General features: G+C 33.6%; 17 protein-coding genes and 1 tRNA gene. 10 read left to right on the plus strand and 8 right to left on the minus strand.

Translation table 11 applies throughout. The features are described 5' to 3' along the window. Positions 1-11: 11 nt before the first annotated feature. Positions 12-87, minus strand: a tRNA-Thr gene (locus tag HCW_RS08675). Positions 88-421: 334 nt separating this feature from the next. Here HCW_RS08675 and HCW_RS08680 point away from each other — a divergent pair. After that, positions 422-2,137 (plus strand): ABC transporter ATP-binding protein, encoded by a 1,716-nt coding sequence (locus tag HCW_RS08680; RefSeq protein WP_014661833.1) that lies wholly within the window; start codon positions 422-424, stop codon positions 2,135-2,137. Positions 2,138-2,287: 150 nt separating this feature from the next. Here HCW_RS08680 and HCW_RS08685 read toward each other — a convergent pair whose 3' ends face one another. From HCW_RS08685 to HCW_RS08700, 4 genes are all read right to left on the minus strand, one after another. Then, a complete protein-coding gene (locus HCW_RS08685) occupies positions 2,288-2,947 on the minus strand; it encodes an HAD family hydrolase (RefSeq protein ID WP_043902858.1) in 660 nt (219 codons plus the stop codon). Between the two features lie 93 nt (positions 2,948-3,040). After that, on the minus strand, positions 3,041-5,428 hold the full coding sequence (locus HCW_RS08690; protein ID WP_014661835.1) for a membrane protein: 2,388 nt from the start codon (positions 5,426-5,428) through the stop codon (positions 3,041-3,043). A 379-nt stretch (positions 5,429-5,807) separates the two neighbouring features. Next, complete coding sequence (locus HCW_RS08695; RefSeq protein WP_014661836.1) at positions 5,808-8,060, minus strand: ATP-binding protein; 2,253 nt, start codon at positions 8,058-8,060, stop codon at positions 5,808-5,810. A 60-nt stretch (positions 8,061-8,120) separates the two neighbouring features. Beyond that, positions 8,121-9,404, minus strand: a complete 1,284-nt coding sequence (locus HCW_RS08700) for a DUF2130 domain-containing protein (RefSeq protein ID WP_014661837.1) — start codon at positions 9,402-9,404, stop codon at positions 8,121-8,123. 69 nt (positions 9,405-9,473) lie between these two features. Here HCW_RS08700 and HCW_RS08705 point away from each other — a divergent pair, with 69 nt between their 5' ends. Beyond that, the gene (locus tag HCW_RS08705) at positions 9,474-10,436 is read left to right on the plus strand and encodes a type II restriction endonuclease (RefSeq protein ID WP_014661838.1); all 963 of its coding nucleotides are present in this window, start codon (positions 9,474-9,476) and stop codon (positions 10,434-10,436) included. Position 10,437: 1 nt separating this feature from the next. After that, a complete protein-coding gene (locus HCW_RS08710) occupies positions 10,438-10,986 on the plus strand; it encodes a hypothetical protein (RefSeq protein ID WP_014661839.1) in 549 nt (182 codons plus the stop codon). On the opposite strand, the gene uvrB is transcribed toward HCW_RS08710, so the two are convergent. After that, a complete protein-coding gene (gene uvrB, locus HCW_RS08715; protein ID WP_014661840.1) occupies positions 10,983-12,965 on the minus strand; it encodes an excinuclease ABC subunit UvrB in 1,983 nt (660 codons plus the stop codon). The two genes, HCW_RS08710 and uvrB, sit on opposite strands and share 4 nt — an antisense overlap. 69 nt (positions 12,966-13,034) lie before the next feature. On the opposite strand from uvrB, the gene HCW_RS08720 reads away from it, so the two are divergent. Genes HCW_RS08720 through HCW_RS08730 form a run of 3 tightly spaced genes read left to right on the plus strand, consistent with a single transcriptional unit; the run spans position 13,035 to position 15,401 of the window. After that, entirely contained in the window at positions 13,035-13,289 is a 255-nt protein-coding gene (locus tag HCW_RS08720; RefSeq protein WP_014661841.1) for a hypothetical protein, read from the plus strand. Further along, the gene (locus HCW_RS08725; RefSeq protein ID WP_014661842.1) at positions 13,282-13,542 is read left to right on the plus strand and encodes a hypothetical protein; all 261 of its coding nucleotides are present in this window, start codon (positions 13,282-13,284) and stop codon (positions 13,540-13,542) included. The genes HCW_RS08720 and HCW_RS08725 overlap by 8 nt, the downstream gene beginning before the upstream one ends. Continuing rightward, a complete protein-coding gene (locus HCW_RS08730; protein WP_014661843.1) occupies positions 13,542-15,401 on the plus strand; it encodes a primosomal protein N' in 1,860 nt (619 codons plus the stop codon). Before HCW_RS08725 ends, HCW_RS08730 begins: the two co-directional genes overlap by 1 nt. A gap of 3 nt (positions 15,402-15,404) precedes the next feature. On the opposite strand, the gene HCW_RS08735 is transcribed toward HCW_RS08730, so the two are convergent. Beyond that, entirely contained in the window at positions 15,405-16,028 is a 624-nt protein-coding gene (locus HCW_RS08735; RefSeq protein WP_014661844.1) for a nitrate reductase cytochrome c-type subunit, read from the minus strand. A 167-nt stretch (positions 16,029-16,195) separates the two neighbouring features. On the opposite strand from HCW_RS08735, the gene HCW_RS08740 reads away from it, so the two are divergent. Continuing rightward, complete coding sequence (locus HCW_RS08740; RefSeq protein ID WP_014661845.1) at positions 16,196-17,248, plus strand: NAD(P)-dependent alcohol dehydrogenase; 1,053 nt, start codon at positions 16,196-16,198, stop codon at positions 17,246-17,248. Positions 17,249-17,490: 242 nt separating this feature from the next. Next, positions 17,491-18,780, plus strand: coding sequence for a hypothetical protein (locus HCW_RS08745; RefSeq protein ID WP_014661846.1), 1,290 nt, complete (start codon positions 17,491-17,493; stop codon positions 18,778-18,780). 39 nt (positions 18,781-18,819) lie between these two features. On the opposite strand, the gene HCW_RS08750 is transcribed toward HCW_RS08745, so the two are convergent. Then, a complete protein-coding gene (locus HCW_RS08750) occupies positions 18,820-19,488 on the minus strand; it encodes an outer membrane protein (protein ID WP_043902699.1) in 669 nt (222 codons plus the stop codon). A gap of 500 nt (positions 19,489-19,988) precedes the next feature. On the opposite strand from HCW_RS08750, the gene HCW_RS08755 reads away from it, so the two are divergent. Next, a complete protein-coding gene (locus HCW_RS08755; RefSeq protein WP_014661848.1) occupies positions 19,989-20,549 on the plus strand; it encodes a pyruvate flavodoxin oxidoreductase subunit gamma in 561 nt (186 codons plus the stop codon). A gap of 16 nt (positions 20,550-20,565) precedes the next feature. Continuing rightward, positions 20,566-20,955, plus strand: coding sequence for a 4Fe-4S dicluster-binding protein (locus HCW_RS08760; RefSeq protein ID WP_014661849.1), 390 nt, complete (start codon positions 20,566-20,568; stop codon positions 20,953-20,955). The last annotated feature ends 4 nt before the right edge of the window (positions 20,956-20,959 follow it).

A 20,959-nucleotide genomic window follows, 5' to 3' on the forward strand; every position in this document is an offset into this window, starting at 1 on the left:
TAATCATAAAATGGAGCTGGCTAAGGGACTTGAACCCCCGACCTGCTGCTTACAAGGCAGCTGCTCTACCAACTGAGCTAAGCCAGCACCTAAAAATTATGATTAAGACTTGGCATTATATCCACTTTGATTCATAAATGTCAAGATAAAGACAAGAAAAACAAAAATAATTTTATTAAATTACCCCTTACCACTGCCTAAACAATAAAAAATTCACAGCAAATTTAATATTGGATATGAGTTGAATATTTTAAAATTAAGCTTTGTTATTGTATTCTTTAGAAAAAGTGTTTTTGTATAAAAAACCTTGATTTATGCGTTAAGAGTTATAGCAAGTTAGGCATATTTACCTAAAATTATAACTCCTAATAAGACCCATATAACTTATTTTTAGTATAGTGAAGGAAAAATTCAATTAGCTATGGCAACAAAAAAAAATAATATTTTAAAATACTTTTTACGCTCCATTAAGCAAATTTCTATGCTCATTACAAAGCGAGATAAAAATATTTTTTTAGTGCTTACAATTATGTCTATAGCATTCTCCATTATTGAAGTCTTTTCTATTAGTATGATTATGCCTTTTATTACATTAGCGTCAAATCCAAACCTTATTATAGAAAATCATTATTCCAAAATTATTTATGATTTTTTCCACTTTGCCTCCCCTATTCATTTTATGTATTTTTTTAGCTTTGCTTTAGTGGGTCTTTATTTTTTTAGAATGTTTTTTGGCGTTTGTTTTACTTACCTTAAAAGTCGTTTTGCATACAAAAAAACTCACGCTTTTAAACAACAGCTATTTCTCCACCACATCAAAGCGCATTACCAAGAACATCTTAATTACAATATTGAATATCTAAGAGATGTGATTTATGGCAAGGTATATAGTCTAATCACAAGTTTTAATGCGTTCTTAGGTATTTTGACAGAATTATCTATTGTCTCATTTCTTTATGTAATGTTACTCATCACTAATTGGAAAATGACATTGGTTCTAACCCTAATTTTAGCCACACAAATTCTACTAATTACCAAAAATATTGCTACCCTCATTCAAAAAAAAGGTCAAATCGTATCCATATCAAAGGAAAATACTCTAAAAATTTTTTCTAAATTTTTTAATAATTTTAAGATGACCAAGCTCAAAGATAACCATGAAAAAGCTCACCACCTATTTGAAGAAAATAATCTAAAAGCCCATGAAAATGAAATTATTTACACTACTTTACAAGTAATTCCTAGATATATCTTGGAGACCATTGGCTTTAGCCTATTGATTTCAGCGGTTGCCTACATTTTATTTAAATATGGCGAAGCCCAAATGGTTCTACCTATCATATCTATGTATGCCCTAGCACTCTATCGCATGCTTCCTTCTGTTACCAAAATTTTAGGCTACTATAATGAAATAACTTACTGCCAACGCGCTGTTAATATAGTCTTTAAAAATCTCTCTAAGCCAACAACTAACGAAGACTCAATGCCTATCAATTTTTACGAAAAGATTGTACTTAAAAATATTTCTTTCAGCTACAAGGCTAAAAACCCTATCTTACAAGACTTTAATCTTACAATTTGCAAGGGACAAAAAGTTGCTTTTGTAGGACCAAGTGGGTGTGGGAAATCTACGCTAGTGGATATTATTATGGGAATTATTTATCCAAAGAGTGGTGAAGTCTTTATTGATGACACCCTTTTAACCCCAAAAAATATCCGCTCATGGCGCAAAAAAATTGGCTATATTCCTCAAAATATCTATCTTTTTAACGGCACAATAGCTGAAAATATCGTATGTGGGAGTGCGCTTGATGAAGAACGCGTTATTGAAGTCTGCAAAATGGCGCATATCTATGACTTCTTATGCGAACATGAGGGTATTAATACTCAAGTGGGCGAAGGAGGCGCAAAACTTAGTGGAGGTCAAAAACAACGCATTGGTATCGCAAGGGCTTTGTATGATAATCCTGAGATTTTAGTGCTAGATGAGGCCACTTCTGCACTAGATACTGAAACTGAAAGTAAGATTATGGACGAAATCTATCAAATCGCTAAAGACAAAACTTTGTTAGTGATTGCCCATCGCTTAAGCACTATTGAAAGATGTGAGATTAAGATTGATATGAGCAAACAATAATGCTATCTTTGATTTTAAAAACAGCTCAAATGGAGTTCTACAAAACACTCATAAAAGCTTGGTGTTTTTACCATCAAGTCTCATCTCAAACTTATTGATTGAATTTGATTTTTCTATTTAATGCTACCTTATGACTTCAATTAAAGTTTTTTATAATTCTCTCAAATCAAACCCCTTAAAGCTCTCCACATACTTCCCCTTATAGCCCTCTTGTCTTACTAAACTTTTCAAAACTTCGCTGTTATAGCCCAAAAATGCCACTTCATTAGCCATAGCGCTTTCATAGTCGTTCTTGCTATCGCCTATCATTAGCATATTGCTTGGTTGGTAAGAATATTTTTGAATGATATTGGCAATGATTTTGGGCTTACTTGGCGGACTCCCCTCAATGCTCTTAAAGTATTTTGTAATCCCTAAAAATTCGCATAACACTTGCAATTCGCTATGCAAAGCCGCTGAGGCAATATGAAAAGTATAATTTTGATAATTTTTATCAATAAATGCCATAACTTCGTTATTTAAATGCGCCCTGTCAAAAAGCTTTTGCTCCACAATAGCGCCAAACTCTAATGCTAGTTTGTCAATCTCTTCTTGAGTTATGGAAGTCCTTAAAATCTCATTATAAAAATACTTAATTTTTTCACTCCTTGAAATCCCCCCACTTTTATAATGATAAATCTCAAATTCTTTCAAAATCTCTTCATCATTATTTCCATGCGTTCTAAATAACGCCTTAAGCCCCTCACATTTCAAGTGCATGCTATCAAAAATCACGCCATCAAAATCCCACAGAACTACTTCAAGTGCCATATTTCTCTCTGTCATTTAATCTAGGTGCGTATTTTATCCTATAAAAAGCAATATTAGTTTATGTAGTTTTTTCTTAAGCTATTGCACTTAACATTAAAACACCCATCCATAATTCATAAACACATGCATGTTGTTATACCCCTCATTTAACACCACTTCACCCAAATAGTCTTGTGTTGTAATGGAGGCTTTAATATTTTGTTTTATGAGCGGGATACCAACACCTAAAGAGATTTTAGAATGTTTATAGCGATAATTAAAACCTGTAGTTGCATACACATTACCATTGTTTTTGCTTGTATTGATAGTGCCATTAAGCTTGTAGTAGTTATACAATCCTCTAGCCCCAATAAATACACCAAACGAAGATTTAAATGACTTGCCTGAATAAATATTAATAAAATCTATCAACAAGTCTAATCCTCCTCCAAATCCTAGCTGTTGTGTTTTATCAAGTAATCCTTGTTGTTTAGAGTAGTTATAGTTAAATATTGCATAATAAGAAATCCCTAAAATATTATTGAAATACTTTTGATAACCTATAGTAGCATTAAACCCTAGCATGGCATTTTTAAAAGTTTGTTGTTGGATATTTTGCACACTCTCTAGCATAGTAGAACTCATGGTATTTAGAGCATAGTTAAACATGCTTGCTTGAGAATCATCATTAAGATTCATAGCTCTTGAGGCGCAATTATACAAGCGTGGATTACAATCATCATAAGGGTCTCTGTGTGTAGGATACTGATAAGAAGGATAATTGCGTGGGTTACCCCCCACTTGATTATTTTGCAAATTATGAGCCACTTGCACATTACCATTAATATGGCTTACAACATTGTAAAATCCATTAGTTGGCGCGCCACCATAATTTTCAGGAAGTTCTTTATAATTAATGGGCAACTCATCATTTTTAGCCAAATCTAGCCAAGTTTTAGTGGTAATGCTTGCAAAGCCACCTCCTAAGTGCATGTATTCATTATAGGTTAAATTCCCATCATGCCCCCAACCTTTGGTATGCCCAAATTCATGGAAAAAAATATGGAGCATGTATTGATAAGTTTCATCAATATTTTCATTATCATAACCCCTAAGAATTTTATTAGCATCAGGATTAATAATATTAGCATTCACAGCCATAGCATTTGGATTAGCCCAACCATAAGCAGCCACATCATTAACAACCCTCACGCTTAAATCACGACTATCTTGTCTAAATTGGTCAACTAAAGATTGCTTATCAATATCTCTATGGTTAGTCTGTGAGCTATCTATCCCATGAAAATTAAAGTTAGCATTCAACATGGCTTGTTCCCACTCACTAGAATCCAATGTGCTAGCTAAATTAAGATACATATTCACATAATTTTGTGCCATATCAGCTGTTGGGGTTTCAAGACAAGCTTGATTGTTGCAATTCCAACTCACGCCATTTCTTGTTTCAAAAGTTCCATAAATATTAGTGGTGATTTTATCTAAAGCACCTAAAACTCGTTGGGTTTGTTGCTCTTGTTTGTCTGTTGGATTGTCATTTCCATTGTATCTAAATTCAAAACTCTGCGTATCAACATTTTGCAACGCCATATCATTGAAAGCAGAGATTTGACTTTGATTTAAAATAATGTGTGAGCTTTTAGGAATCTTATCAAAAATAGCTAATTCAACATCTCTATAACCTTGCGAATTATTGCTATCAGCAACTTTAATCACTAATTTGACATTGCTTAAATCATAGGGCAAATAATTTTCAATGATAATTTGATTGTTTTGACTATCAAAATGTGTGGCTATAGGATTAGTAGTGGAAAATTTTTTACCTACAACATTTTCGTTAGTAAAAAGGTCGGTTTGTTGGTATTGATTTGCTGTAATTTGAGGAATATCTGTAGGGGCTTTAATATCGCTTGGAGCAAAAATAGGCTTAGGGGATAAGCCATTAGTAAGTGGCGCACAAGTTTGATTGTTGTTTTGAGTTCTTTCTTCGCAAGCCTTAGCTTTTGAGAATATCTTGTCCTGATTATTTGGGCTTGGTGGCTTGGGTATGGGTGTTTCTATAGGGGCATTTTGTGGTGGTTTTGAGGGCTGTAAAGTTGCCTCTTGATTAGATGTATTTTCTACTTCTACTTTAGGATTGGTTTGGCTTGGTTTTGGCATTTTTTGCTCGTTTGTATTTGGCTTAGCGCTAATTTCAATTTGCGTAGGGTCTTTAAATTCTTTATTTTTGTTTGGATTAGATTCACTACTAGAACTCTGATTTGTTGGAACATTGGGTTTTTGGATATTTTGCGAATAGATAGGGTATTTTTGAATGCTTTCACTTACAGAAGACATACCACTTTCAAAACCCACACTAATAAAAAATCCATCTTTTGGGTGCGCCTCACATTCAGCAAATAATCCAACTAAAACTAAACAAGCATTTTTGCTCAATAACCTTAGATTTTTAATGGAAAGATTATGTGCCTTGTTATTATTTATCATGATTAAACCTTTTTGTTTAATGATTGTTTATCTTTATTGATAATTTTTTGTTAAATATCAAGATTATATCATTCGCATTCCTTAAAAAATATAAGTCTTTACGCAGTTTTCTTTACAATACAAACATGGATTTTGGAAATTACACAAAATTTAGATGGTTTGGTAGAGGACTAAAAAATAAGAAAATAAAAAATATTAAAAATTCGCCAACTTTGATTCGTGAAAAAAAGATAGTTTAAGGGTATATTAAAAATTTATTTTACTCCTTAATGGAATAACTTATAGCTCTTATTGGGATTAAGCTATTAAGATGATAGAATATTTTAACTTTGTTGTTCTTTATCTATGTTTAACTATGGCAATACAATTTTATCTATATTCAACCCATCATCATATTGTAATGAGCTTCATGGTTAGTTTCTTTAAATATCTTCTCAAAGACTTTTAAATATGTTTCAACACTTATATCTTGACTTTGCAAAAACAAGTCATCTGGAATCCCATGAGAGCCATCGTTTATCCATGAAAAGAAAGAATTCCACACTTGTTGCTCTTCAATATTTTTAAAACATTCGCTCAAACCTTTATTACTTTTACCACCTAAAATTTTAAAATAATACTCTATAATTCTTCGCATGGTATTTTGCAAAGATATACAAGAAGTATTGGCACCATTCTCTTTTGCTTGTTTTACTTCCTGCCATAGTAATTCATAGGAATTTTTGATGGGATTTTCTTTGTAGTTTTCAATTTTTGAAACATTGTCATTCTTTTTGATTATCCAAAAAGAATGCTTCCCTTTATAGTCCTTTAAGTTATGGTGCGATGCAATTTCCTTATAAAAATATGTGTTATGAGTTAGTATAATAACTTGCTTAACATTTCCACTATTACTTCCTATGTTATCTATAATGCCCCTAATTAAAACGCTCACAATAAACAATATATTGCTATCCAAGCTTGAAATGGGGTCATCAATGACTAAAACCTTATTTTTTGACACATCATTCTCATTCCAAGAGCCTTTTGCTAAATGATAATAATATAAAAATGTAATAAAAGTAACTTCACCTTCGCTCAATGTTTCTTCTACTAATGAGCCATCTTCTCTTTGAATACGATAGGATTTTTCATCTTCAGTGCATGCCAAACAAAAATTCGTGAACCCATACCCTTTTAAAAGTGTATTGATTTCATTAACAGTAGGCTTTATACTTACAATATCTTTTTCCAATTCTTTAATATCATTTTCTAAATTCTCTATCTCTTTTTTATGCTGACTAATTTGCGTATCTAACTTTTTTATCTCATCATTTAATTCATTACACCTTTCGTTATATGCTTGTATATTGCTTTCAAATTCATTAACTAGAAATTTCCAAGTTTGCTCCTTGCAATTTTCTTGTTGCGTTTTAGCATCTTGTATCATCTCGTTATGTTTGACTATTTGCTCATTAGCTTTTGCAATCAAGTCTTTAATTGCATCTATTTCTTGCTTGGTATTAACAAGCTCAAAACTTCTGCTCATTTCCTTATTTTTATCAAACATAATCTGCTTATTGTTACTAATTTTGCTTGTCAATGTTTCAATGATTCTTTTCAAACCCTCTGTATCTAGCTTGGTTTGTTGATTGTTCTGTTCTGTTTCTACAATCTTATGAAGTCGCTCTAATACCTTATTGGTTATTTCTGTATAGTTTTCTCTCATTTGCTTGATTGTGTCAATAGATTTTTGATAGCTTGTATCAAAATAGGATTCTAGTTGTTCCCTAAAATCTTCAGTAATAGTTTCTTTTTGACAGAAAGGGCATGTGTTATTATCTTTTGAAATATGCTTTCTGCCTTGAGCTACCCAATCCCCATTACCTAATTTGTTTATTAAATCTGCAATATTTACATCGTTACTCCCCACAATTTTTTGCCCCCAAATCAAATCGCTTTCAATAGAATCAAAATCTTTTAAATCCAATCCTAATGATGCCAATTCTGTCTTGTTTTTACCAAAAGCAATCTTAATTCTTTCTTTTAATTCTTGTAGCTCTACTATTTCGCTTTTATTGTTTTCAAATTCGCTAAGAATTTTATTTCTAAAGGTCTCTTTTTTTCCTATAAAACCTTTCAATGTTTCTCTAAGACTAAGCTGAAATCTTTTGTAAAGATTATTCCAACAACTCTCAGTAAAATTCTCTTCTTCCCTTTTCTTTTGCTGTTCTAATTTTTGTAAGCTTCTTTCAGTTTCTATTTTCTTTTCATTCTCTTTTTTTACTGATTCCTTCTTGCTCTCAATCTCCTCCAAGTTCTTGTTTGTTTTTTTACCAAGTGTAAAAATACCTTTAATATGAGAACTTCTAAAATGCTCGTCTTTAAATTGCTTGTTATAAACTTCAATTTCTAAATTCTCACTGCTATACCACTCTATATTGCTATCAACGAATCTATTGTCAGCTAGATTCTTTAAAAAGCTAGAAGTAGTTGTTTTACCACTTCCATTAGCCCCATAAATAAAGTTGATAAAATTTAAATCTTCAAAACTCTGTCCTTTTTCATCAAAAGTTGCCACATTTTTTAATGTAATTTTACGAATCCCACTGCTTATCTGTTGTTGCTTACCTTTATTGCCCTTACTATCCACACTCACTCCTAACTTATATTTTCATCTCAAAGTATATCACAAACACCATATCTAACCTTTTTAATCCTCCCCATCAAACCCCAACTCCAACGCCTTCACTTGCCCTATGGCATTACCAGCAATGCCCTTAATAGAGCCATACATGTTAATGGTGTTATCTAACACTTTTTCAATTTGTTTTTCCCTACTTTTCCAAATCCTAGCCATAGAGCGTTTTTCGCTTTCTAAATCCGCTTTCATTTGGCTAAACCCTTCCACAATCGCCTCCACTTGCATGACAAATTCAGAACTTGTGAGATAATGATAGAGTAAGCTCATTTTATCGCTTTTATTTTCTTGACTTCTCTTAGCTAAACTCACTTTAATAACCCCCTCTCTTAATACCGCACTTAACCCCTTAAACTCTTCAAAAGAACACACCCACACTCCTTGAACTAGCCCCATTCTCTCCATTTCTTTAGGCAACACTTCACTCACAATAACCCCCACATCAGCCCCAATCTCTCGCATATCGCTTTTAAGCTTTTCAATCCAAGTTTTTTGAAATTCTTTGGTGCGTTTGCTCTCATAATAGATTTTCCCACAATTTTGAAACTCATTAGTATGCACCACTTGGATACAATCGCCCCCCCTTTGCCCTTTTTTGACTTCTTCAATACAATCTAGGGGAAATTTTTCTTTTAGAAACTCTTCAATCGCTAATTCTTGCACTTCGCCTTGAAGTTGCTGTGAGCTTAGCTCAGCTTTTCTTTGAGCGTTTTTCAGCTCGTTTTTTAGTATTTCTAATTGCTCATCTTTTTGCTTGAATTTCAGCTCATTTTCTTCATGCAAGGCTTTTTGTATTCTTTCTCTCTCTAAAATTAACTTCTCATTCAATCTTTTTTCATTTTCAGCTTTTAATTTGCTTTCTACTTCATTATTTTCTCTCTTTAATCTCTCAATTTCGGCTTCTTTTTGGTGTAGTTCTTGGACTTGTTTAGACTTCTCATCTAATTCTTTTTTTAATAATTCTAAGCTCTTTTGTTGCTCTAAAAAAGCGTTTTTTCTAGCTTCTTCAATGATTTTAAGCCTTTCATCTTGTAAAGCTAAAGCACTCGCTCTTTTGACCTCATCAGCAAATCTTGTTTTTTGGTCTTGCTCTTGTTGTTTTAATGCCTGTTCTTTTTGTTCTAAAGCTTTCAAATGGTTTTTATATTGCTGTCTTTTCTCGTTTATCTCTTTTTCAAACTCTTTTTGCTGGGTTAAAAACTTGTTTTGATTTTCTAGCTCCACCTGTTTGTATAGCACTTCACTCACATTGATTAATGCTTGACACTTAGGACAGGTAATATGATTTTCTTGCATGATTTTTTCCTTAGAATGTTGTTTCTTGTATTGTATAAAATCAATATAAAATCTGTGTTAAAATACCCCATGCAAAATTTATTTAAAGAACTTACCACAAAACGCTATGTCAATGGCAATGCAATGAAAGCTAATTTTAACAATGTGTTAGATAAGTATTTCACTAAACCTAGCGTGGCTTTAAAATGCTTTCAAAAAGCTTGTGAAATCATCAAAAAATACGAAAATCTAGATGATTTTCTTTTTTTAGAACCCAGCGTGGGTAATGGAGTGTTTTATGATTTGTTTCCTAAAGATAGACGCATAGGTATAGATATTGAGCCTAAAAGAGATGAGTTTATTCAATGCGATTTTTTAAACTATGAACTAAAAAAAGACAAAAAAATCATTTGCTTAGGTAATCCCCCTTTTGGGCATCGGGGGGTTATGGCGTTAGAATTTATCAATCATGCTAGAAATTGTGATTTTGTGTGCTTTATTTTGCCCATGTTTTTTGAAAGTCAAGGAAAAGGCTCTATTAAGTATCGTGTGAAAGGCTTGAATTTACTTCATAGCGAACGCTTAGAAAAAAATGCGTTTATAGATTTTAAGAATAAAGAAGTAGATGTGCATTGCGTGTTTCAAATATGGAGCAAAAAGTATCAAAATAACATAAGCGAGTTTTCATGGTATCAAAACCGCCATAAAGAACCCTTTAATGAATACATTAAGGTTTTCACGGTCTCACTCGCTAAAAACAGAGAATGCGGTAAGGAATGGATTTTTGATAAAAAAGCGTCTTTTTATCTTTCATCAACTTTTTATAAAAGCACGCAAATTGTGGAGAGCTTTGAAGAAGTTAAGTATAAATCTGGCATTGCGGTCGTTTTTACTAGCACAAACAAGCCCCTAAACACTAAATTAAAAAAAATATTTAAAGAAATTGATTGGACAAAATATGCAAGTTTAGCGACTAATTCTTGCTATCATTTAGGCAAAAGCCATATTTTTCAAGCCTTGTGCGACAATTTGGATAAATTAAAAGGTCATTAACATGGATTTAGAACAAACTTTTTTAAAAATTATTGAAAGAAAACACAAAGAATTAAATTTAGGGCAGGATTACAACGCTATTTTTTCAAAAATTAGAGACTTTGAAGCGAATGCTATAGGACAAATTGGCGAAGAGTTTTTAAAAAGTGTGATTGATAGCATAGATGAAATCATCAATGATGGCATAATTCATGATGAATACGATATTAAAACTAAAAGTGGCGTATCCTTTGAAGTTAAAACAGCACGAAAGGGTAGGGCTAATAACACTTTTCAATTCAATGGCATAAACCCACGATATAACTATGATTTTTTAATTTGCTTGGGAGTGTGTGAAGATAAATTGCTTTATAGAATTTTTAAAAAAGATGAAATCAATTATATCCATAAAGAAAGAAAATATTTTATGGAACAAAATGAATTTAAAAAACAATTGGTGCAAATGAACCCTGATAATCAAGTCAATTATAAGCTTACCTTAAATATTAAAGAATTAAAAGAAATTACAGATTTAATCAACGAGTTAAAAGAGATTTTACTAACCCCCTAAAGCGTTTTTAATTTAGCGATTTCATCTCTCAAACGCATAGCTTCTTCAAAATCCAAATTCTTCGCACACTCTCGCATTTTTTTATCTAATTCCTTGATGATTTTTTCTCTTTCACTTCTTGGCATTTTGTCCTTTTTCAAAGCTTTAGCAAGGGCGATTTTAGTTTCATCATCTCTTAGTTTCAGCTCCGCTTCTAAAGTTCGGCTAACACTTTTTGGAGTGATATTGTGGAGTTTGTTAAACTCTTCTTGCTTAGTGCGTCTATAAGTGGTAATTTCAAAGGCTTTTTGCATACTTTGAGTAATTTTTTTAGCATATAATAAGACCTTACCATTAGCATTTCTTGCAGCTCGCCCCATGGTTTGAATGAGACTTGTTTCGCTTCTTAAAAACCCTTCTTTATCTGCGTCCATAATCGCCACTAAAGAAACTTCAGGTAAGTCTAGCCCTTCTCTTAAGAGATTAATCCCTATTAAAACATCAAATTCTTTAAGCCTTAAAGAGCGGATAATATGGTTTCTCTCAATCGCATCAATTTCACTATGCATATAACGCACCTTCAAGCCCCATTCAGCATAGTATTTACACAATTCTTCCGCCATTTTTTTAGTGAGCGTTGTAATAAGCACTCTTTCATCTCTCTCTATTACTAACTTGATTTCATCAAATAAATCTTGAACTTGTTTATCGCTATCTCGCACTTCAAAATTAGGGTCTAAAAGCCCTGTAGGGCGAATGATTTGCTCTGCCACATTGTTTTTAGAAAGCTCTAATTCTAGTTTATTAGGCGTAGCGGACACAAAGAGAAATTGACAATTTTTATTGATGAACTCATCGTATTTTAAAGGGCGATTATCCAAAGCAGATGGCAATCTAAAGCCATATTCTACTAAAACACTTTTTCTACTCATATCCCCTGCATACATGCCCCCAAATTGTGGCAAACTCACATGGCTTTCATCAACAATGACTAAAAACTCCCTATTAAAAATCCCTAAGTAATCAAACAAACAAAAAGGGGTTTCGCCAGGCAATTTACCGGTAAAATGGCGTGCATAATTTTCAATACCCTTACACACACCTGTCGCACTAATCATTTCTAAATCATGCTCTGTGCGTTGCTTAAGGCGGTTGTATTCAATCATTTTATCTTGCTCTTTAAAAAACTTCAATCTTAAAGCTAACTCATCTTCAATGCTTTTAATGGCTAAGTTTAATCTCTCACTCCCTACTGCAAACTGACTTGCCGCATAAAGCATGACAGAATCTAAACGCTTGATTTCATTCCTTTCTAATGCATCAAATACCGCAATTCTCTCTATCTCATCGCCAAAAAATTCAATCCTAATAAATTCTGCATCATTATAAGCCGGAAAAATATCCACGCATTCACCTGTCGCTCTAAAGCTCCCCCTATCAAACACCACTTCATTACGACTATAGCCCATTTCTACAAGCTTTAATAAAAAGGGTTTGTAGGCTCGTTTTTCGCCCACTTTGATTTTTTCCATAACTTTCAAATATTCTTCAGGGTTACCCAAACCATAATTAGCTGAAACACTAGCAATCACTATCACATCATCATAACCTAGAAGCGAAGTGGTTGCACTTAATCTTAAACGCTCTAAATCATCATTAATAGAGCTGTCTTTTTCAATGAATAAATCTCTTCTAGGAATGTAGCTCTCAGGCTGGTAGTAATCAAAGTGTGAGATAAAATACTCCACTCTATTATGTGGAAAAAACGCCTTAAACTCGCTATAGAGCTGTGCACACAAGGTTTTATTATGGCTCATTATCAAGGTGGGCTTATTGACTTTAGCGATGATATTTGCCATCGTGTAAGTCTTACCGCTTCCTGTAACGCCCACTAGAGTTTGGTATTGATTTTTAGCTTTTAGGCTTTTAGTAAGCTTTTCTATTGCTTGGGGCTGATCGCCCGCTGGTGCATAATGGCTTTTTAATTCAAATAATGACATGACAAATCTTTCTATGAGATAGGTTTTGTTATAATAATAGTTATTTTAAAATTATGAAAGGTTTAAATAATGGAATCCTTGAGCTTATTAGATAAATTGAATGCTAAAATTGATGAATTGATTAAAAAAACTAAACGCCAAGATGAAGAATTGCAAGAGTTACGCACTCAAATTACCACTCTTAACGCACAAAATGAGGAAAAGACTTTGCAAATCGCCATTTTATATGATGATTTGAACGCTAAAGATAACGAGCTAAACAACAAAGAAAAAGGCTTGCAAGATATTTATGACAAACTAGAAAAAATGATGTCTCATGAGTAACTCTCTTGACAAAGAATTTTCAAACAAAAATTCTCAAGATATACCCAATGACCTAGAAGTCAATTATCTAGGCAAACGCTATAAGATCTCTTTGAATGAGACTTTTAGTGTTGCTACAAGACTTGCCTTAAAAGAGCGTTTTCATAATAAGGAACTAAATACTTTAGAGCTTTTAAAAGATTATTTGCATGAAGTTTGTCAAAACGCCCATTTGCGTGATGAAATTCAAAAACTTTTAGAAAAAATCTCTTGATGTTCTATTACTTAGTCGCTCCTTTAAAAAATAAAACCCCCCCCTTAACCTACTCTTCTAAAGAGAGCTGTGAAAAAGGGGTGTTAGTCAATATTGCCTTAAGAAATAAATCTCTTGTAGGCGTCATTCTTAAAGAAGAGAAAAAGCCTTCTTTTGAATGCCTAGAATGTGAAAAAACGCCCTTTTTTTTACTCCCCCTTCAAATCAAACTCGCTGAATTTATCGCTCAATATTATTGTGCTAATCTCTCTTTAGTTTTAAGCCTTTTTACCCCTTTTAATGCATGCGATAATGCAAGATTAGAAGAAATTACGCCCACTCTAAATACTTTGAGTGAAACTCAAACAAAAGCCTTAAAAGAATTAGAAAAGCATTCTGTAAGCTTGCTCTTTGGCGATACCGGTAGTGGAAAAACTGAAATTTATATGCATTTAATCGCTAAAACTTTAGAGCAAAAAAAGAGTGCTTTATTACTTGTGCCAGAAATCGCTCTCACTCCCCAAATGCAACAACGCCTTAAAGTTGCTTTTAAAGACCATTTAGGTTTGTGGCATAGCAAACTCTCTAAAACTCAAAAAAAACAATTTTTAGAAAGGCTCTACTCTCAAAAAATAAGGCTCGTTGTAGGCACACGAAGTGCGTTATTCTTACCCCTTAAAAAGCTAGGCTTAGTTATTGTAGATGAAGAGCATGACTTTTCTTACAAATCTCAGCAAAGCCCTATGTATAACGCTAGAGATTTATGCTTGTATTTAGCGAGCAAATTTCCTATTCAAGTTGTCTTAGGCTCTGCTACGCCTAGTTTAAATAGCTACAAACGCTTTAAGGATAAAGCCTTAGTGCGTCTTAAAGGTCGCTACACTCCCACACAAAAAAACATCATTTTTGAGAAAACGCAAGATTTTGTTACCCCAAAACTCCTAGAGACTTTACAGCAAGTCATAGACAAAAACGAGCAAGCCATTATTTTTGTGCCTACTAGGGCGAATTTCAAAACCTTAGAGTGCCAAAATTGCCATAAAAGCATTCAATGCCCCTTTTGTAGCGTGAATATGAGCTTACACTTAAAAACTAATAAGCTCATGTGTCATTATTGCCATTTTGTAAGCCCTATCCCTAAGATTTGTAATGTGTGCCAAAATGAAGTCTTAGTGGGTAAAAGAATAGGCACTATGCAAGTGTTTAAGGAATTAGAGAGCCTTCTAAAAGGGGCAAGAATGGCGATTTTAGACAAAGACCACACCAGCACACAAAAAAAGCTCAACAACATTTTAAGTGATTTCAATCATCAAAAAACTAATATCTTAATTGGCACACAAATGATAAGTAAGGGGCATGATTATGCTAAAGTGAGTTTAGCGGTTATCTTAGGCATAGATAATATCATTAAATCTAGTAGCTATAGGGCTTTAGAAGAAGGCGTATCGCTACTCCATCAAATCGCTGGAAGAAGTGCAAGACAAATTTCTGGATTGGTATTCATTCAGAGCATAGAAGTGGGTTTGTTAAAAAATTTCTTAGATGACTATGAAGATTTTTTGCAATACGAATTAATAGAAAGGTGCGAACTCTACCCACCTTTTTTGCGGCTGTGTTTGTTAGAGTTTAAACATAAAAACGAGCAAAAAGCCGAGCTTTTAAGTATAGAGGCCTCAAAAATCCTTTCTTTGTGTTTAGAAAATGGCGTAACGCTCTCTCATATTAAAGCCCCTATTGAAAAAATCGCCTCGTCTTATCGCTATCTTATTTTATTGCGTTCTTCAAACCCTTTGAGCCTACTCAAAAGCGTGCATGCGTTTTTAAAAGCCACCCCCCATATCCCTTGTAGTGTGAATATGGACCCTATAGATATTTTTTAAAAACTATTTTTTCTCACTTGCTTTAGAGTTTGAATGCTTAGGGGCTTTTTTCTTAGTCTCATCTTTCACGCCATCATTAATTACTTTCATTAAATCAGAGCGATACTCTAAAGATTTTTTAGTGAAATCAGGCTTGAAAGAGTTTTTGACTAAAGGCTTAGCATTTGCTTGAGGGACATGGCATTGCGTGCAATTATATCTTGCATCACTTACACCATTATTTTTAATGGGCTTATTTTTACGCAAATCATATAGATGTGAATGCGGAACAGGAGTAGCCCCAACTGTGCTGGCCACATCAGGGCTATGACACCCTAAACACGCATTATTATTCTTAGTAATGTCTGCAAAATCGCTAATATCATGGGGGATTAAGGGGGGAGCGTTTTCATAAGAGCGTTCAATCCTTTGGCTAGAACCCGGAGCACTCTCACTATAATGATAGGGCGAGAGCCTAACCTTTTTTTCATCTTCTAAAGGGGCTTTTCTTAAGCCAAGATTTTCTTGACTAATTCTTGTGTCTTTTGAAATCTTTTCTTTATCGTTTGCATGGGTTTCTTGAACAACAAACCATACCAAACTAAAAGCCATTAAAGCAGAACCATAACGAAAAAAACTTTTTTTCATGAGTCTTCCTTTAAAATTCTAAATTCCATAGAATTATTTCTTTAAAAACTAAATTGCCAAAAATCTAACAACTACTATTCTATCACTAAATAAGAAACATAGAGATTAAACATAGCTAAAAAACGATATAATAAAGTTGATTTTATCGTATTGAATAAGGAGTTTTTATGAGAATCCAATCCAAAGGCTTTGCCATTTTTTCTAAAGATGGGCATTTCAAACCCCATGACTTTAGCCGTCATGCCATAGGGGCTAAAGATGTGTTAATTGATATTCATTATGCAGGGATTTGTCATAGCGATATTCATAGTGCTTATAGTGAATGGAAAGAGGGCATTTACCCTATGATTCCTGGGCATGAGATTGCTGGGGTTATTAAAGAGGTAGGCAAAGAAGTCAAAAAATTTAAAGTAGGCGATGTGGTAGGTGTGGGCTGTTTTGTTAATTCATGCAAAACTTGCAAACCATGTAAAGAGCATCAAGAGCAATTTTGTGCGAATAATAAAACGGTGTTTACTTATGATTGCTTGGATTATTTCCATGATAATGAACCCCATATGGGCGGGTATTCCAACAATATTGTTGTAGATGAAGATTATGTTATTAGCGTAGATAAAAACGCTCCCTTAGAAAAAGTAGCCCCCTTATTATGTGCAGGTATTACGACTTATTCGCCCTTAAAATTTTCTAAAGTTACTCAAGGCACAAAAGTCGGCGTAGCTGGATTTGGCGGTCTTGGCATGATGGCGTTAAAATACGCTGTAGCCATGGGGGCTGAGGTAAGTATTTTTGCAAGAAACGAAAATAAAAAGCAAGATGCCTTAAATATGGGAGCCAAACATTTCTATAGCAATCCTAAGGAGTGCAAAGAAGAGCTAGATTTTATCATTTCAACCATTCCTACTAACTATGATTTAAAAGATTATGTCAAGCTCTTAAGCTATAATGGCGAATTAGCCCTTGTGGGACTTCCTCCTAGAGAAGTTGCTCCAGCACTCAATGTCTTTGACTTCATCAATTTGGGTAATCGCAAGGTTTATGGTTCGCTTATTGGGGGCATTAAAGAAACTCAAGAAATGATGGATTTTTCTATTAAACACAATATCTATCCTGAAATAGAATTGATTTTAGGTAAGGATATTGAAACCGCTTATCATAACCTAACACACAGCAAGGCAAAATTCCGCTATGTGATTGATATGAAAAAATCGTTTGATTAATCTCTTATTTCTATAAAACATTTTTTAAGGATTTTTCCTTAAAAAGTGCCATTCTCTTTTTCTAACTTTTTTTGTTAAAGATTAAAAAATTTTTGCTAGTATTTTTAGTAATTGGATATTATTTAGATATTTAGATATTTAGATATTTAGATATTTAGATATTTAGATATTGTATAATATTTAATTGTATTTGAATTGTCAATAAAATATTTGGCTATGATGTCAATTTTTAAGGAGTGTTGATGAGAAAATCTCTTTGTGCCTTAGCGCTTTTAGGTTTTAGTTCTATAGGCTCTCTCAAAGCCACTAGTTTTGTCTATGATTTAAAATTTATGAGTTTTACTTACAATTTGGTATCTCCTAGAAACAACCCTTATTGGGGCAGTATGGTTAATATGAAAAACAGACTCTTCATTCAAACCGGTATTCAGTTTGATGACAAACGCCAATCAATTATGTTTGGAGCATGGTTTATCCAAAACTTGCATACCCACTATAGTTACTTTCCCTATTCATGGGGAGTTACCATGTATTATCAAGCTATTGGTAAGTATTTTAGAAGCTATGTAGGGATTGTGCCAAGGAGCTATCAACATATCTATCCTTTACAAGCCTTTAAAAAACTCTTTTGGTTTAAAGACCCCACCATTAGAGGAGGGCTCTTTCAATTTATGCCCGCCTATAATCCCAATCGTTGGTGGAATGGCTATGCGGAGTTTGTAATAGATTGGTTTGGAGGGCGTAATTGGAATAACCAACCGCATAAAAAGAATTACAATCTCAATAACATGCTTTATATGGCATCTACTGAATGGTCTTTCTTAAAGGGTTATTTGGGCTTTGGGGGCAATATTGTTGTTTTTCATAATACAAGCAATTATAGCATGGGCAATAAATACCCTTATGGCGGGCATTCACATCTTAATAAAGATGATGAGACCCCACAATGGCCTAATGGCTATCCTTATTTTAGCGGAGAGCCACAAGGGGGAAAACCGGGCGAATATTCCAACCCTACGATTTTAGATAGAGTGTATTACAACGCCTATATCAAAACCGATTTAAAGAGGCTTATGCCCTATATGGATAAAATCTTTTTTAAATTTGGAACCATGTCTAGCCAAACACGCTATTGTGTGCGTTCAGGTGTCAGCTGTGGGCCAAGCCATTTTTATAATAGCTTTGGCGGACAATTTGACTTTATGGCGCAATATAAAGGCTTTATTGTAGGAGATAAATACTACTTTTCAGACCACCCCCAAATGCACTTCTACCCCACTTACGGACAAGCACTCTATACAGGCTTGCCATGGTATAGCGCCCCTAATTTTGAGCGCTTTTATATGTCGTATGTGTATAAGAATAATTTTGTAGCCATTAGATTTGATGCGTTCTTTAACTTTGTAGGTGGAGGCAATGGCTATAGCTTACATGGGCATGGGCCATGGTATACTATGTATCAGCAATTTGTTACTTTCAATATAGATACAAGAAATTTGATTGATTTTGTCAAAACTAGGATTCATCATTAAGGCTTTAAAAATAAAAAGAGTGCTTTTAAAGGCACTCTTTTAAAAATTGTAAATGTAATTTATATACATTACCGGCAAACGATGCCACAAAGTCGTAGCGCTCAAGCCGTTGATAGTTTGGTTTTTTGTATTAGCAATAGTAGGGAATTTTAATCCCAAAGCGATTTCATTATGTCCAAGTCCAAAGCGTGCGCCCACATTTACAAGCAATTGAAAAAGCGAATTTTGCTGACCTAAATTTTTAGCAATAATTCCATGCAAGGCATTTCCGGGTAAATAAGACGCCCCAGCAATCCCTATGCCAACTTCTAGTCCAAAAAAGTGCTTAGGCGTGTTGGTAAAATCCCATAAACCACTCAATTCCATTCCATAAGTGGAGATATAGGAATGATAAGATGAGAAAGTTTGGTCATAGAATATTCCATAACGCAAGCCTACATGCTCTAAATTTTTCCTCTGGGTTAAAAACTTCCCCCCAAGCACCACACCAAAACCATTACCGACCATATAATAAGAATCAGCAATAGATTTTGTGCTATAAGAGGTGTTTATAGCGCTTAATTGATACCCAACCCCCAAATAAAAAGCGCTCTTATCGGCTAGCTTAACCTTTTGTTTGGCTACATCTTTAGAATCTTTGGCTTGACATTCCAATAATAACGCTAAGCTTATCAACCCCTTAGCAAATGTTTTTAGTTTTTTCAACATAAACCCCTTGATTTCAAATCGTTATTTCTAAACCCTATTTCACAATTATATAGAGTAAACCTAAAAGCACCAACTACTACAGCAATAATAACAAAGTTTAAACAAAGCTAGGTTAAATTTATTGTTATCATAGAGTTATTTGATAAGAATATTGATATTATTTGACACAATTAAAAAATGGAAAAAGTTTTTTATTGGTTTTATTTTTTTCAACCTTACTTGATTACATGTTTTTCAACCAATTAAAATGGGTTTTTGTTAAGAAATAAATACTCATAATCTTTAATTTTAATTTTTTAAAAAAAGCAAAAATAAAGATTAAAAAATAAAAAACAAATATTTGTTAAAAATAGCCCCAAATTTGTATGAAAATTCTTAAAAACCTACTATTGTAAGACAAATTAATAGTTTTTCTTGTATAATCCAAAGGTTATAACATTACACTTTTGGAAGAAAAGCTACCTTTTCTATCTCAATTAGTTACAAGGAGATTCAGTATTATGCTACAAATTAGATGGCATGCACGAGCTGGTCAAGGCGCAATCACGGGCGCTAAAGGACTAGCTGATGTAATTTCAAAAACAGGCAAAGAGGTGCAGGCATTTGCCTCTTATGGTTCAGCCAAAAGAGGTGCGGCTATGATGGCGTATAATCGCATTGACGATGAGCCTATTTTAAATCATGAGCGTTTTATGCAACCTGATTATGTTTTGGTGATTGACCCGGGATTGGTATTTATTGAAGATATCTTTGCTGATGAAAAAGAAGATACCACTTATATCATTACAAGCTATCTTTCAAGAGAAGAGTTATTTGCAAAGAAACCAGAACTTAAAACTCGCAAAGTCTTTACGCTAGATTGTTTAAAAATCTCTATGGAAACTTTAAAGCGTCCTATTCCTAATACTCCAATGCTAGGGGCTTTGATGAAAGTTTCTAATATGCTTGAAATTGAGGCGTTTAAAGAGGCGTTTAAAAAAGTTTTAGGCAAGAAATTGGCTCAAGAAGTCATTGATGCAAACATGCTCGCCATTCAAAGAGCTTATGAAGAAGTTCAATAACGCTTAAGGAAGAAAGATGAAAAATTGGAATGAATTTGAAATGGGAGCAGTGCTTTTCCCTTTTGAAAACAATGCACAAAGCGAAATAGAAAAACACAATACTGAGCGTAACTACACTAAAGAGAGTTATTTCACTACTTCAGTAGCTCATTGGCGTGTAGCAAAGCCTGTGCATAATGAAAACATCTGTATTAATTGCTTTAACTGCTGGGTTTATTGCCCTGATGCAGCTATTCTTTCAAGAGAGGGCAAATTAAAAGGCGTAGATTATACTCATTGTAAGGGTTGTGGAGTGTGTGTGAGTGTTTGCCCTACTAATCCTAAATCACTATGGATGTTTGAAGAGCAAGAAGAATTAGATACAGCGCTTACTAAATGGCCAACAAAGCAAGAAAAGAAAAAATAAGGAA

This window comes from Helicobacter cetorum MIT 00-7128 (assembly GCF_000259255.1).
In the GTDB taxonomy this organism is placed as follows: domain Bacteria; phylum Campylobacterota; class Campylobacteria; order Campylobacterales; family Helicobacteraceae; genus Helicobacter; species Helicobacter cetorum_B.

Coding starts and splice junctions, on each gene's coding strand:
- HCW_RS08680 (WP_014661833.1), top strand. CDS start 422: ATGGCAACAAAAAAAAATAATATTTTAAAATACTTTTTACGCTCCATT.
- HCW_RS08685 (WP_043902858.1), bottom strand. CDS start 2,947: ATGGCACTTGAAGTAGTTCTGTGGGATTTTGATGGCGTGATTTTTGAT.
- HCW_RS08690 (WP_014661835.1), bottom strand. CDS start 5,428: ATGATAAATAATAACAAGGCACATAATCTTTCCATTAAAAATCTAAGG.
- HCW_RS08700 (WP_014661837.1), bottom strand. CDS start 9,404: ATGCAAGAAAATCATATTACCTGTCCTAAGTGTCAAGCATTAATCAAT.
- HCW_RS08705 (WP_014661838.1), top strand. CDS start 9,474: ATGCAAAATTTATTTAAAGAACTTACCACAAAACGCTATGTCAATGGC.
- HCW_RS08710 (WP_014661839.1), top strand. CDS start 10,438: ATGGATTTAGAACAAACTTTTTTAAAAATTATTGAAAGAAAACACAAA.
- uvrB (WP_014661840.1), bottom strand. CDS start 12,965: ATGTCATTATTTGAATTAAAAAGCCATTATGCACCAGCGGGCGATCAG.
- HCW_RS08720 (WP_014661841.1), top strand. CDS start 13,035: ATGGAATCCTTGAGCTTATTAGATAAATTGAATGCTAAAATTGATGAA.
- HCW_RS08725 (WP_014661842.1), top strand. CDS start 13,282: ATGAGTAACTCTCTTGACAAAGAATTTTCAAACAAAAATTCTCAAGAT.
- HCW_RS08730 (WP_014661843.1), top strand. CDS start 13,542: ATGTTCTATTACTTAGTCGCTCCTTTAAAAAATAAAACCCCCCCCTTA.
- HCW_RS08735 (WP_014661844.1), bottom strand. CDS start 16,028: ATGAAAAAAAGTTTTTTTCGTTATGGTTCTGCTTTAATGGCTTTTAGT.
- HCW_RS08740 (WP_014661845.1), top strand. CDS start 16,196: ATGAGAATCCAATCCAAAGGCTTTGCCATTTTTTCTAAAGATGGGCAT.
- HCW_RS08745 (WP_014661846.1), top strand. CDS start 17,491: ATGAGAAAATCTCTTTGTGCCTTAGCGCTTTTAGGTTTTAGTTCTATA.
- HCW_RS08750 (WP_043902699.1), bottom strand. CDS start 19,488: ATGTTGAAAAAACTAAAAACATTTGCTAAGGGGTTGATAAGCTTAGCG.
- HCW_RS08755 (WP_014661848.1), top strand. CDS start 19,989: ATGCTACAAATTAGATGGCATGCACGAGCTGGTCAAGGCGCAATCACG.
- HCW_RS08760 (WP_014661849.1), top strand. CDS start 20,566: ATGAAAAATTGGAATGAATTTGAAATGGGAGCAGTGCTTTTCCCTTTT.